Raw genomic sequence first — 13282 nt, forward strand, 5'->3', positions numbered from 1 at the left:
TCTCGCAGTAGGTTGCCAGAAGTTATATGGCTCAAATAAGTATTGGAAAGAGCGGTATGGTTACCACAAACGCTCCCTGTCAGAAACAGCGATGTATCGAGTTAAACAGTTATTTGGTGGTCGTTAAGTTTAAGAAATTACAATGCACAAGTGGGAGAAACTTACGCGATGATAAAAGCGTTGAACAAGCTCACTGGGTTAGGTATGCCTGAAACTTGCCGTATTGACTAAGAAACGCACGAAATGGGGCTGCTCTGTCTCTAAACTGAATTACGCAACAAAGCCGCTCTGCGCCGACATTCTCGTATGATTGGAATAAGGATCAGGCGGAAATTCCGTTGAATATAAGCGTAAGCAAGACTACTGTGTTGAACGGACGTCCTTGGAAGTTTGGCATTGAAGCGAACTATTACCTTGAGAAAGACGAAGAAACGCGTCCAGATTTTATGTTGAGCTTTAATATCAGCCCAGTTGTTGAAAATAAGCTGGCGTCTTTGTTCGATTAAGCCGTTATTTGAAATACAGTTTTAGAAACGAAAAAGGCTGAACGATCATCGTTCAGCCTTTTGTGTTATTGGATTGAAGCGATTCTATTAACCCGCAGCAGCCTGCATGATGAGACCACAGATGTAAGCGCCGTATGTACCGAGAGCGTAACCCAATACTGCCATTAGGATACCTACTGGCGCCAGTGCTGGGTGGAATGCAGCTGCTACGATAGGAGCCGATGCTGCGCCGCCAACGTTAGCTTGGCTACCGACAGCCATGAAGAACAGTGGTGCACGGATAAGCTTCGCCATCACAATCATTAGAATGGCATGGATAGTTAGCCATGTGATACCAATGAAGAAGTAGCCTGGATTGTCTAAGATAGCCGTCACATCCATTTGCATACCGATGGTTGCAACTAGGATGTAGATGAACGCTGAACCAACTTTAGACGCGCCGCTGTGCTCAAGGCTGCGTGTAGATTTGAAGCATGAAGCGATGAGCGCGAACGTTGTCACCATTACGATTAACCAGAAGAAGCCTGATGTAAGGCTGTATTTCGCGAGTTCTGGAGCGTTGGTCGAGATCCAAGGTGCGATTAGGTCACTGAATAAGTGAGCTAGACCGGTAAGACCGAATGCAATTCCCGTGATCTTCATTAGATCTGTTGTGGTTGTTGGGCGAGCGTTCTCTTCTTGGTATTTAGAAACCGTCTCTTTTAGCTCTTCGATAGATGATGTGTCTGCTTTTAACCATGCATCAATCTTCTTTTGGCGACCTGCCATGATAAGTAACACGGCCATCCAAATGTTCGCACAGATAACATCAACCGTAATCATTGCAGAGAATAATTGGTCATCAACCTCGAACACTTCTTTCATTGCTGCTTGATTTGCACCGCCGCCAATCCAAGAGCCAGCCACTGTTGTAAGGCCGCGCCATACATCGCCAGATACAAGGTCAGGGTTAACTTGGTCGATAATTAGAATCGCTAAAGGTCCGCCAATGATAATGCCGACAGTACCGGTTAGGAACATGATGACGGCTTTAGAACCAAGGCCAAATATTTTACGAAGGTCTGCTGAGATGATCAGAAGAACGAGTGCACTCGGTAATAGGTAGCGACTTGCAACGAAGTATAGCTTTGAGTTTGACGCATCGATGATGCCTAAACTATTCAATAGAGAAGGAACAAAGTAACAGAGCAATAGACCCGGAACGAACGAGTAGAATTTTTTCAGTGCGCTATTTTGGCTACTTTCCGTGATAAAAACACCGCCAAGAATAACAGCTAACATGCCCATTATTACTGCATCATTAGTAATCATTATTATATCTCCTTTAAGGTGAGCGCAACCGCCTCACTTTTTGAAGTGCAGGACTATACCGACAACTGGTATTCGTTACAAATTGTAACGATAGACATGCTTTGAAACGTTTGTGTTAATTTTTATGGTTTGAATTTGTGAGTGCGGAGCGTTAATTATTGGCGATGTGAATGCTTTAGTGGCGACTTGTGAGGCGTGTTTAGATATATGCAATGTAACTCAAACGTTAGAGGATGGTCGCTACGAATTAGAACGACGACTGAAGGGCTTAAAAGAATGCATATATACCCATATTGACGGTATGGTTTATGTGGAGAGGTAATGTTTTATAAATGTAAAAAGTGAATTCATTTTTGACGGGTAGCTTGAGATTGAAAATTATAACTGGATCACATAAATGTCGTGGTTCATCTGATTTAGGTTCCGTGTTTTGGCTTCATCGGTCGTGCTATTCGTATTTAGAGAATGAAAAAGCGACCCGAAAGCCGCTTTTTGAGTGGTTGTTAACCTCGAATTTGAGCTCTGCTTAGGTTTGTTCTTCCTCAAAGCCATCTGCATAGCCTTTCGGTGGCGGTGTCCAACCTCGTTCTGAGCGAGAGTGCTTGTCTGAACGGTCTTTTTTCATGTCTTCTTTCATTGCTTCTTCAAGGTGAATGAAGATTTGTCGGTAGTTGTTGTCGTAACGTGGGTTCTCTTCCGCTTCAGACCAAGCTTGGTATAGTTTTTCAGACTTACGGCTTTCAACACGTTGATACGTTGATTTTTGCTGTTCAACGAAGAATGGATGGTGCCCTAAAGAACGTAGAGCTTCTGCGCCCATTTCGAGTGCCGAGTGGTACGTTTCTGAGACTACAGAATCTGCACCAGCTTCTCGTAGGCGGTAACTGTGACCACGGTCGAACGCACGCGCTAAAATTTTCACTTTAGGGTAGGTGTGTTTAACGTATTTTACTAATTCAACGCTTGAGTCTTGGTTATCGATAGCGACGACAAACATTGCGGCTTCTTCGATCCCTGCTGTATGCAATAAGTCATGACGAGTCGCATCACCAAAGTAAGATTTGATGTTGATAGAGCGAAGTAAATCGACTTGGTTGGCTTGGTGATCCAAAACCACAGTCTTGACATCATTCGACACCAATAAGCGGTTAACGATTTGACCGAATCGGCCAATACCAGCAATGATCACCGTACCTTTCTCTTCGATAGTATCGGCTTCTCGGTCGTTAGACTTTTGCTCGTAACGAGGAAGTATCACTTTATCAAATAGAATGAATAAGCCTGGTGTTAGGAACATTGAAAGAGCAACAACCAGCGACAGAGTTTGGACTATATCAGCAGGCAATACGTGGTTTTGAGCCGAGAAGCTCAGTAGTACAAAACCAAATTCACCGGCTTGCGCCAAGCTCAACGTAAACAACCAACGGTCGCTATTTCTAATTTTGAAGATCAACGCCAATGTAAACAACACCAAGGCTTTAAGTAGCATAACGCCAAGAGTGAGGCCAATGATCAAACCAAAGTCGTTGAATAGAACATCAAAGTTGATGCCCGCACCTACCGTAATGAAGAACAAGCCAAGTAGCAGCCCTTTAAACGGGTCTATATTAGACTCAAGCTCGTGGCGGAATTCACTGTTCGCCAATACCACACCTGCAAGGAAGGTTCCTAAAGCTGGTGAGAGGCCGACTAGGCTCATTAGTGCAGCAATACCAATAACCAACATCAGTGCGGTTGCAGTAAAGATTTCTCGCAAGCCTGAGCTCGCCACAAAGCGGAACAGTGGACGACTCAAGAAGTGCCCGCCGACCACAACAATCGCAATAGATGCTGTGATCACAAGGCCATAAGCCCAGCCGGGTAGGCCAGCAACAAGACTCAACTCTTCATGGTGATCAGAAGTCGAAGCGACCGCGCTTTGTGCAGCTTCGATTAATTCTGGCAATGCCAATAGAGGGATAAATGCCAGCATCGGAATGACAGCGATATCTTGGAACAGTAAGACCGAGAAAGCATTCTTGCCGCCTTCTGTCTTGGAGAGCCCTTTCTCATTAAAGGTTTGGAGAACAATCGCGGTAGATGACAGTGCGAAGATCAAACCGATAGTCAGCGCGATCGTCCAAGGTTGCCCGAAGAACAGAGCAATCCCCATGACTATGGCCGTTGTGCCACCGACTTGTAGGCCGCCGAGCCCCATCAGGCGGTTTCTCATTGCCCAAAGCATCTTCGGCTCAAGCTCAAGCCCGACCAAGAACAGCATCATTACTACACCGAATTCGGCAAAGTGTTGAATGGTCGTGGTCTCTTCACCCACTAAGCCGATGATTGGGCCAATCACCACACCGGCAATCAGGTAACCAAGCACAGAGCCGAGGCCAAGCCTTTTGGCGATAGGGACGGCGATGACTGCCGCGAGCAAATAGATAAATGCTTGTAGAAAATATCCTGTCATGATCTAACCTCTGCTCATCATTTCATCGACATAATGGTTTAGCTTTTCAGCCTTGCTTGCCTTTTTAAGATCGACTTCGCCCGCAACAAAAGCCTCTAAAAGCGATTTGTAGCTATTTACATGATCTTGAATTCGGCCTTCTTCTAACGCAGTACGTGAACCAAACAAAGCCAATGGAGCCAAGTAGTTCATGCCGCACAAAGACGCCGTTTGTTCGATTGGGTGAAGCAGTTCACGGATGGTGAAGTGGTTATAACCGTCAGTTTGATAAGCCTCTTTTTTGCCGCCAGCGGTGATACTGCATAACAAGCTCTTACCTTGCAGTTCATTACCGTCGGTGCCGTAAGCAAATCCGTATTCTAGGACGAGGTCTTGCCATTCTTTAAGAATCGCGGGTGTTGAGTACCAATATAGTGGGAACTGAAAAATGATGATGTCATGGTCCAACAGGCGTTTCTGTTCACGATCGATATTGATCTTGAAGGTCGGGTATTCAGCATAAAGATCGACACAGGTGACGCCTTCAATACGCTTGGCTTGCTCAAATAAGGGTTTGTTCGCTTCAGAGCGATGCTGAGAAGGGTGGGCGAATAGCACCAAGACTCGATTTTTCGACATATAGCCCTCTTTGTCCATTAACGAATAATATTTATTGGAATTATAGATATACAATAATAGAAGAATGGTTGAACAACAACGAATTAGCCCATACTTATCTAGTTAGATGCGCGTGTTTTTAGGGACTTAATTATATAAAACACCCGTCAATTTGAGTATTTCCGGCACACGCAGCCGATGACTGCGTAAAACTAATTATTCGCTAATAATAAAAGCGAAGAGGTGCACTTTATGTCACCGTTGAAGGCTAACGTAAATAATTCAATCACCCTACATAGAACGACAATGAATAAAGGAAAAACTATGAGCATGGACTTGCGTCAACAATGTGATTTGTTGCTTTCCGGTCACCTAGAACCGACTCCAGCACAAACATTCGCTCAGATGGCTGAATGGTGTGAGGCACATAATGTGAGCCATGATAGCTACGGCGATGGTGAGTTTATCGAGAGCTTCGAAAACAAAGTCGCGGAACTGCTAGGTTATGAAGCGGCTGTATTTGTGATTACTGGCACAATGAATCAACCGACAGCGTTAGAGATTGCTTGCCAAGAAAAAAGAAATCCTTTGGTGGCGATGCACGAATCCAGCCATATTATGCGCCATGAACGCCAAGGGTATCAGCTCCAGAACCGTTTCAATATACTTCCGGTTGGTAATGTATTTCGCACTTGGAATGTCGACGACTTAAAGGCTTGGCCTGATGAGATTGCCGCGGCATTGTATGAACTACCGATGCGAGAGATTGGTGGTCAGCTGCCTGAGTGGGAAGAGCTTGAAGCGATAAAGCAGTACTGCAAAGAACAATCGATTCATCTGCATATGGATGGTGCTCGTTTGTGGGAGTGTGGCGCGTATTATCAAAAGCCATACAGCGAGATCGCGAAGGGGTTCGATACAGCTTATGTTTCGCTCTATAAAGGGTTAAATGGTCTTGGGGGGTCACTCCTACTAGGTGATAAGGCTTTCGTAGCAAAAGCTTCAGCGTGGATGAAGCGTCAGGGCGGAAATGTTTATCATCGCACGCCTTACGTGGTTTCGGCAGCAATGCAGTTTGATCAACGGATCGAGTTGATGCCAGCATTGTATGAGCGTACCAAGCAAATCTATCAAATCTTACAAGATTACCCGCAGTTCAAAGTGAACCCGCAGCAACCCCAAGTAAACATGCTTCACCTCTATTTACCGGTGAGTTTTGAGGATGGCATTATCCTGCGCGACAATATAGCTAAGAAGCACAAGGTTTGGATAGGAAACCCAGCGATCAGCGAACTGCCTACCCAATGTAAGATTGAATGGTATGTGGGTGATAACTTACTAAACTTGCCAGATCATGAGCTGATCGACATTCTAGACTTTATTAACGAAGAGCTGATTTAATTAACTAAGAGTTGATTTGATCGCAGAAGAATTGAATTAATTACAGTAGAAGTGATTTAACTGAGATGAATACAGGACATGTTTCCTGTATTCATTTTTACGCCGATAGGATGGCGGGGTCTTGTTACATGTATTGGTTGATGTACACGTCGACTAAAAACATGAATACAGGCACCGTGCTGAGAAGTCCGAAGAAGACGATTGGCACCCAGTTTTTCATTTTCTTTTTAGGTTGCTCAGTGTTGCTCATAAATTCGGCCTTAAATTAGTTGTTGTAGTTGTTGTAGTTGTTTAGCTTTGTGATACTAAAAATCTACGAACATGGTATCAAATAAAATCGATGATCCCTATGCGGATTTGGCGTTTCGTGGTGTGTATCAATCACAGAAAATCTAGGCGATTCATAAGCGGTTCATAAAGACTCAATAATAATGAACCTATTAGAACAAGTATTGCCTTACTCGGCATATGAGATAAACAGCATTCAAAGATTTGGAGAAGACAACATGAGAACAATAGGAAACATCATTTGGTTTCTGTTTGGTGGCGTATTTATGGGACTGGCATGGTGGTTCTTCGGACTGCTCGCATTCCTCACCATCGTTGGTATTCCATGGGGTAGAGCGTGTTTTGTAATGGGTAACTTCTCATTCTTCCCATTTGGTCAAGAAGCGATTTCACGTGATGAATTGACCAATGAAACTGACATCGGGACCAGCCCACTTGGTATGATTGGTAACATCATTTGGTTCTTATTTGCTGGAATCTGGTTGGCGATTGGTCACATCATGTCAGCAGTAGCGTGTTTCATTACTATTATAGGTATTCCGTTTGCGATTCAGCACCTTAAGCTCGCGGTTATCTCATTGGCGCCAATCGGTAAAACCGTTGTCGACAAGCGTGAAGCAGAAGCGGCACGAGTAAGAAACTACAAGGGTTAAGACTACAGTTTAAGCCTTATATAGAACTGAAAAAGCACATCACATGATGTGCTTTTTTGTGCCTCGTTTTCTATCTAACGATGCCCCAATCTCACAAACACTCACTAGATAATAGTTCCACTAGACATTGTTGAACAAGACTTCAAGCCTAAGGGTGATGTTGGCTTCTTCGGTATGTTTCTCATAGGGCTTTCGTTCCCATTGGTAGCGCGGAATCAATTCGTAGAACAGCCATTCTTTCCAAACGTTTTCTCGGTAGGTTATCGACACCTGTGAGTATTCGTAGTGGTTATACGGCTCGCTGGTTGCTGCAATCGTCGCGCTGTATTGCAGAGCTTGGTCTTGAGAAAGATAGTGATACAAAGTTAGCCCCGTACCGTACTCCCAGCCTTTAAGGTCGTCGTTATAACCTGCAAAGTTCGACCATCGCGCTAAGAAGTCATCACTCAAAGAAAGATCAAAATCGATATCGGTGATCTCGCCAGTTTCTTGCTTTTCTTGATACACACGTTGGGTCAGCCTGAATACGGCATCGGTAGTGAGAGGGTAGGTAAAGCGATAACGAGCTTCAATACGCGGACGCAGTGTCGCTTTAATATTGAAGCTACTGTAACCCTTCGCATAAGCATCGTAACGAAGGCCGAGTGCGCTCTCTAATTCCTCTGAATCTTGTGGAAAGAAATCAAAGAACTCTTCATCGCTGACAGATTCGTAGATTAATTTTAGGCGCTTACTTGCAAAGGGAAGATGTAAACGTGCGTTGAGCTTGGTTGAGTAGTCGACGTCACCACCTTCTGAGTAAATAAAATCGTTGTACCAACGCACAGACGTGCCCGCTCGAGCATCTTCGGTAATGCGGTCATCGACAAAGAAACTGTCAAACCATAATGCGGGTTGGCAAAATTTACTGTTTAGGTAGTGATAGGCTTTTTCGACAGGGGCGTCTTCTAGCGGCTGACTGTGGCACTCATTTTGTTCCTCTGCTTGAGCGGAGTGGGTAACGAGTGAAGCTAATAATGAGGTGCTAACTATCCAACGACTCAATGGAACCTGTTTGTCATTCTATATATCAATAGTTTAACTATAACCAAGCGATCGCAACAATGCGACTTTTTAGTGGTGAGCAGTGAGTGATTAGTCACTACTGATTAGTGATGAGGGTAAAGATCTGAAAGGTATCGGGCAGATAAAAAAACGGGCTCAGAAGGTGAGCCCGTTTGTGTTAGCTATTTGTTTTTAGCAAGAGCCGGGTGTTTTTAGCTCGAATAACTTGTCGCTAGATTACATTGCCGCTTCGAAGATCGCTGAGATTTCTTCGTGAGTCGCTTGTTTAGGGTTAGTGAAACCACAAGCGTCTTTTAGTGCGTTGTCAGACAGAGTCGGGATGTCTTCCAATTTAGCACCAAGTTGAGCAATACCTGTTGGGATGTTCACGTCATTTGCTAGTTGAACAATCGCGTTGATAGCTGCTTCTGCGCCTTGCTCTGCTGTCATACCTTCAACATTCACACCCATCGCTTTTGCAACATCACGTAGACGATCTGGACAAACTTGAGCGTTGTAACGTTGAACGTGTGGTAGCAAGATAGCGTTACATACACCGTGTGGAAGGTCGTAGAAACCACCCAGTTGGTGCGCCATTGCATGAACATAGCCAAGAGAAGCGTTGTTGAATGCCATCCCCGCCATGAACTGTGCGTAAGCCATTTGCTCGCGAGCTTCAATGTCTTCACCGTGCGCTACTGCTGTTCTTAGATGTGCTTGCACAAGTTCGATTGCTTTAATCGCAACTGCGTCTGTGATTGGCGTTGCTGCGATTGAAACGTAAGCTTCGATTGCGTGTGTCAACGCATCCATGCCTGTTGCTGCCGTTAGTGATGCAGGTTTTGCAAGCATCAACTCAGGATCGTTTACTGAAATAAGTGGTGTTGTGTGCTTATCAACGATAGCCATTTTAATGTGACGAGCTTCGTCAGTAATGATGCAGAAACGCGTCATTTCAGAAGCTGTACCTGCTGTTGTATTGATAGCAATTAGAGGCATCATTGGCTTTTCAGATTGATCTACACCTTCGTAATCTGCAATTTTTCCACCGTTAGAAGCAACTAACGCGATACCTTTTGCACAGTCGTGTGGCGAACCGCCACCTAGTGAAACAACGAAATCACAATCGTTGTCAGTCAGTAACTCAAGACCATCGTTCACGTTAGTGATGGTTGGGTTTGGTTGAGTACCGTCGAATACAACTGCGTCTACGCCACGTTGGCTAAGTAGGTCTTGTACCTGTTTAACCACGCCAATTTGGTTAAGGATCTTATCCGTTACGATCAGACCTTTTTTGAAGCCTTGAGACTGAATGCTATCAGCAGCATCTTTCAAACAGCCAGTACCCATGAAGTTGATTGTAGGGATGTAAAATGCAGTAGACATTGGAAAACTCCGTTAATTATGATTTTTTAATTTCCTACATGTTGTCGGCAATCAACTGGTCGACCATTGATCTGGAACAACTTTGATTCCGAACTACCACTTTGTGATTATGTGTTGTGATAGGGCTCATATAGCAATCGTTTTTATGGTTTTCTTATGTGTTTATTGTCAGTAATGGAAAGCGAACTGTTGATTGATTTAATAACAGAATTGCGTTCCATGACCATGAAAGTAAAGGCTATTCACTCAACGTCGGTTCAAGTTCAGTTTGTGTCGATGGTTTGCGTGAGTCATCGTTAGCTTCAATTTGAGGTTGCTGAGACTCATCGGTATCTAAGGCGTCAGAGGTGTCTTCTGGTTGTTCATCATAATACTTAACAAGGAATGGGGTGAGCATGACGGATGACGGTAAGAAGTGCTTCATGGTACCTCCCGGTACTTAAGTGTATTTCTTATATGGTATTGGTTTAATATGTGGCAAAATTTGCGATACATCATGACTTGTTGCTTGTTTTCTATAAATTCTTAGAACTATATTCAGGCTCACAAAATTGATAGTAGAATGCACATCTGGCCTTTGAGGCAACGAGAAAATAAATACAAGCACTGCTCAACCGCGCGAATAATAGGAAATAAAATGAAGTACGATTGGATATTCTTTGATGCAGATGAAACTTTGTTCCACTTTGATGCTTTTCAAGGAATGAAGCTGATGTTCTCCCGTTTTGGCGTGGACTTTAGCGAACAGGATTATTCAGTTTATCAAGAGGTTAATTTGCCATTATGGGTCGATTACCAAGATGGCCGTATTACGGCGGCACAACTGAAGCACGCGCGTTTTGAAAGCTGGGCAACAAAATTAGAGACAACAACGGCAGCACTAAACAGTGCGTTTTTAGCCGCAATGGCAGACATCTGTTCTCTGCTTCCTGGTGCAAAAGAGTTGATGGAGTCGTTAAAAGGCAAAGTGAACATGGGCATCATCACCAATGGTTTCACAGAGCTGCAGTCAATCCGTTTGGAACGAACAGGAATGACAGACTACTTTGATCATGTGATCATTTCTGAGGAAGTCGGTGTCGCTAAACCAGACGCGGAAATTTTTGAGCATGCGCACAAGCTGATTGGATTGCCATCAAAGCAAAGAGTATTGATGGTCGGGGACAACCCACACTCTGATATTTTAGGTGGCTTGGATTTTGGTATTGAGACCTGTTGGTTAAACAGTCAAGAAAAGGCAACACCAGCCGGCATCAACCCTCACTATCAAGTGAAGTCTTTGGCTGACCTGCAAGCACTTTTGTTGGCATAACAGCTAACAGCCAATTGCTTTTAGATTTTTGAGTGAATGATTGATAGCCGAGTGCAGTTATGTGCTCGGCTACTTATTTTTACCTACTGCAAGTTATCGATAGTGGTGCTTAAGCCTATCTTTGCTTTAAGCTCGCTTTGATTACCCAATTACAATAAAGAGAAGGAAGAGGCGTGCTGAAATCTCATCGCCATAGCTGCTACGGCATTGCTGCCATTTTACTTTGGAGCTGCTTAATTGCATTGTCTCGTAGTGTGTCAGAACAACTGGGCCCAATTGGTGGTGCTGCCAGTCTTTATACAGTGAGCTCACTGTTGTTAGTCTGTGTTATGGGGTTACCTAAGCTGTCGCGCTTCTCTAAATCGTATTTGATGATCGGTGGTGCCTTATTCGTTTGCTACGAAATCTTCTTGGCTCTGGCTTTAGGAATGGCAAATAGCCGACATCAAGCCTTAGAAATGGCCGTTATCAACTACCTATGGCCTGCACTAACGGTGTTGTTTGCGGTGCTGTTGAGTGACAAAAAGATCAACTGGTTGGTTTATCCAAGTATCGTCTTAGCGTTTTTTGGCGTGGCTTGGAGTATCAGCGGCGATCAGGGGCTTTCTGTCGAGCAAATCGCGGCTAATATTGCGACCAACCCTAAAACCTATTCGATGGCATTCTTCGGCGCGATTATTTGGGCGGTATATTGCAATTACACCCAACGCGTTGCTAAAGGGCAGAATGCGATTGTGCTTTTCTTTATCGCTACGGCGATCACTCTGTGGATCAAATACGCATTGAGTGATGAAACAGGCATGGTGATGACTTCAAGTGCTGCGATTGACTTAGTGCTTGCCGGGGCTTGTATGGGGGCTGGTTACGCGCTTTGGAACACAGCGATTCTGGGGGGGAATATGGTGTTTCTTGCAACCATGTCTTACTTTACGCCAATCTTCGCGACCTTACTGTCTTCTATGATTCTAGGTTTGTCATTGAGCATGAGTTTTTGGCAGGGCGTTTGTATGGTGACGATTGGTTCACTGGCTTGCTGGTGGGTAACCAGAGACAAAAAGCCGACGGTTAAGGCGTCGGCTTCTAAAAATGTTCATTCTCAGTCTTAATTTGCGCTTATATATCAGTGCGAGGATTTCCTAGTCTTCAATCAATATTCCATTTCTTCCTTGGTCTTTTACTTTGTAGAGTGTTTTATCTGTTTTTTGGATCAGCTCTTCATTGGTTAGATTTAAAATATCAAAGTGTGTGAATATCGCTCCACCAACCGAAAGAGTTAAGCGATCACTGCATTTGGACTTCTTGTGGCTGATATTTAAATCATGCACACCGGATAAGAGCTGAGAAGTCTTTGCTAGCAACGCGTTTTTTGTTTCACCCGTACATAAAACTAAAAACTCGTCACCGCCAAATCGGAATACCTTAAAAGATTCTGCTGAAAAATGATGTTTAAGCTGTTTTGATATGGTAACCAAAACTTCATCCCCTTTCACATGACCGTAGCAATCATTGAATTGTTTATAGTAGTCAATATCAATTAATAGTAACGCGTAGGGTTGTTCTATTTCTACAGTATCACGCCACTGTGTGATGGATTCTGCCAAGGTTAAACGGTTAAATAATTGACTGAGTGGATCTAAATTCATCAGTGTTTTGAGCGTCATTTTTTGTTCTTCAAGTTGTTTCTTTTGCTGCTTATTCTGAAGATCAATGGATAAATAAGAACCCAAATGTTTCATTAAAGATAAGTGATGTTCTTGGTATGCGTTGGGCTCAATGGATTGGACGGTAAGAACACCAAGGCGCTTACCCTCAAGAATGAGCGGCAGCATGATAACAGACGAGTAGTCTTCTTTAGTTACACCAGTTAAAGCGTGCTCACCGAGTGGTTTATTTAATAGTTTGTTCAGTGCTGCTTTTGTAAATGCACCATGACAGAAAGGTATTCTGTTATTAATGCAATATGCACTTAATGTCGCTTGTTTTGTACAGTCGACAGTGAAAGGTTCGAGTGTAACACCCAGGTCTAAATAAATTTCATAGGTCAGTTGTTGTGTATCTTCGTTATACAAAGCTAGCCCAAGAGACTCAACTGGCATCACCTTTTTCAGATCTTCGTGAAGGCGTTGCATCATATCGGTGAGGTTTGAATGTGAACTTAAATACTCACCAAATGAAGTAATTAAATCTAAATCTGTTGTGAAAGAGTGTGCTTTCTCTAATGCGGGGCGTTCTGAGTACAGTTGATACAATTGAAAAACGGCTTCGTTATTACTCTCGGAAAGGTTCTGGAATGCTATTGACTGAAGTTCAAAGGCCTTCTCAACTATCTTAG

The 13282-nt window shown here is 43.7% G+C and carries 12 protein-coding genes and 2 pseudogenes; 6 read left to right on the forward strand and 8 right to left on the reverse strand.

All coding sequences use genetic code 11. From position 1 onward, the window contains the following. Both ACED59_RS19010 and ACED59_RS19015 read left to right on the forward strand, forming a co-directional pair. Positions 1–231 (forward strand): annotated as a pseudogene (locus ACED59_RS19010) (IS5/IS1182 family transposase); the annotation flags it as partial. Between the two features lie 56 nt (positions 232–287). Next, positions 288–506, forward strand: a pseudogene (locus ACED59_RS19015) (hypothetical protein); the annotation flags it as partial. Positions 507–593: 87 nt separating this feature from the next. On the opposite strand, the gene ACED59_RS19020 reads toward ACED59_RS19015, so the two are convergent. The 3 genes from ACED59_RS19020 to ACED59_RS19030 all read right to left on the reverse strand — a co-directional run bounded on the left by ACED59_RS19020 (position 594) and on the right by ACED59_RS19030 (position 4887). Beyond that, complete coding sequence (locus ACED59_RS19020; RefSeq protein WP_009845595.1) at positions 594–1817, reverse strand: DUF819 domain-containing protein; 1224 nt, start codon at positions 1815–1817, stop codon at positions 594–596. A 526-nt stretch (positions 1818–2343) separates the two neighbouring features. Beyond that, positions 2344–4269 (reverse strand): monovalent cation:proton antiporter-2 (CPA2) family protein, encoded by a 1926-nt coding sequence (locus ACED59_RS19025; RefSeq protein ID WP_017098481.1) that lies wholly within the window; start codon positions 4267–4269, stop codon positions 2344–2346. 3 nt (positions 4270–4272) lie between these two features. Next, entirely contained in the window at positions 4273–4887 is a 615-nt protein-coding gene (locus ACED59_RS19030; protein ID WP_009845593.1) for an NAD(P)H-dependent oxidoreductase, read from the reverse strand. Positions 4888–5190: 303 nt separating this feature from the next. On the opposite strand from ACED59_RS19030, the gene ACED59_RS19035 reads away from it, so the two are divergent. Beyond that, the gene (locus ACED59_RS19035) at positions 5191–6267 is read left to right on the forward strand and encodes a low specificity L-threonine aldolase (protein ID WP_017098480.1); all 1077 of its coding nucleotides are present in this window, start codon (positions 5191–5193) and stop codon (positions 6265–6267) included. 124 nt (positions 6268–6391) lie between these two features. Here the strand turns inward: ACED59_RS19035 and ACED59_RS19040 are convergent, their stop codons facing one another. Further along, a complete protein-coding gene (locus ACED59_RS19040) occupies positions 6392–6517 on the reverse strand; it encodes a hypothetical protein (protein WP_017098479.1) in 126 nt (41 codons plus the stop codon). 256 nt (positions 6518–6773) lie between these two features. Here ACED59_RS19040 and ACED59_RS19045 point away from each other — a divergent pair, with 256 nt between their 5' ends. Beyond that, positions 6774–7208, forward strand: coding sequence for a YccF domain-containing protein (locus ACED59_RS19045; protein ID WP_017075771.1), 435 nt, complete (start codon positions 6774–6776; stop codon positions 7206–7208). 120 nt (positions 7209–7328) lie between these two features. Here the strand turns inward: ACED59_RS19045 and ACED59_RS19050 are convergent, their stop codons facing one another. The 3 genes from ACED59_RS19050 to ACED59_RS19060 all read right to left on the reverse strand — a co-directional run bounded on the left by ACED59_RS19050 (position 7329) and on the right by ACED59_RS19060 (position 10062). Beyond that, a complete protein-coding gene (locus tag ACED59_RS19050; protein WP_017098477.1) occupies positions 7329–8252 on the reverse strand; it encodes a hypothetical protein in 924 nt (307 codons plus the stop codon). A 237-nt stretch (positions 8253–8489) separates the two neighbouring features. Further along, positions 8490–9638, reverse strand: a complete 1149-nt coding sequence (gene yiaY / locus ACED59_RS19055; RefSeq protein WP_012600397.1) for an L-threonine dehydrogenase — start codon at positions 9636–9638, stop codon at positions 8490–8492. A 238-nt stretch (positions 9639–9876) separates the two neighbouring features. Next, a complete protein-coding gene (locus ACED59_RS19060) occupies positions 9877–10062 on the reverse strand; it encodes a hypothetical protein (RefSeq protein WP_009845588.1) in 186 nt (61 codons plus the stop codon). A gap of 213 nt (positions 10063–10275) precedes the next feature. Between ACED59_RS19060 and yjjG the strand changes: the two genes are divergently transcribed. Next, positions 10276–10950: a pyrimidine 5'-nucleotidase gene (gene yjjG, locus ACED59_RS19065; RefSeq protein ID WP_017098476.1), complete on the forward strand. Its 675-nt coding sequence runs from the start codon at positions 10276–10278 to the stop codon at positions 10948–10950. Positions 10951–11123: 173 nt separating this feature from the next. Further along, entirely contained in the window at positions 11124–12056 is a 933-nt protein-coding gene (gene yddG / locus ACED59_RS19070; RefSeq protein ID WP_017098475.1) for an aromatic amino acid DMT transporter YddG, read from the forward strand. Positions 12057–12086: 30 nt separating this feature from the next. Here yddG and ACED59_RS19075 read toward each other — a convergent pair whose 3' ends face one another. Further along, a complete protein-coding gene (locus ACED59_RS19075) occupies positions 12087–13199 on the reverse strand; it encodes a sensor domain-containing diguanylate cyclase (protein WP_017098474.1) in 1113 nt (370 codons plus the stop codon). Positions 13200–13282 lie beyond the last annotated feature (83 nt).

It is taken from the genome of Vibrio sp. FF266, from assembly GCF_041439695.1.
Lineage (GTDB): Bacteria > Pseudomonadota > Gammaproteobacteria > Enterobacterales > Vibrionaceae > Vibrio > Vibrio tasmaniensis_A.

Coding starts and splice junctions, on each gene's coding strand:
- ACED59_RS19020 (WP_009845595.1), bottom strand. CDS start 1,817: ATGATTACTAATGATGCAGTAATAATGGGCATGTTAGCTGTTATTCTT.
- ACED59_RS19025 (WP_017098481.1), bottom strand. CDS start 4,269: ATGACAGGATATTTTCTACAAGCATTTATCTATTTGCTCGCGGCAGTC.
- ACED59_RS19030 (WP_009845593.1), bottom strand. CDS start 4,887: ATGTCGAAAAATCGAGTCTTGGTGCTATTCGCCCACCCTTCTCAGCAT.
- ACED59_RS19035 (WP_017098480.1), top strand. CDS start 5,191: ATGAGCATGGACTTGCGTCAACAATGTGATTTGTTGCTTTCCGGTCAC.
- ACED59_RS19040 (WP_017098479.1), bottom strand. CDS start 6,517: ATGAGCAACACTGAGCAACCTAAAAAGAAAATGAAAAACTGGGTGCCA.
- ACED59_RS19045 (WP_017075771.1), top strand. CDS start 6,774: ATGAGAACAATAGGAAACATCATTTGGTTTCTGTTTGGTGGCGTATTT.
- yiaY (WP_012600397.1), bottom strand. CDS start 9,638: ATGTCTACTGCATTTTACATCCCTACAATCAACTTCATGGGTACTGGC.
- ACED59_RS19060 (WP_009845588.1), bottom strand. CDS start 10,062: ATGAAGCACTTCTTACCGTCATCCGTCATGCTCACCCCATTCCTTGTT.
- yjjG (WP_017098476.1), top strand. CDS start 10,276: ATGAAGTACGATTGGATATTCTTTGATGCAGATGAAACTTTGTTCCAC.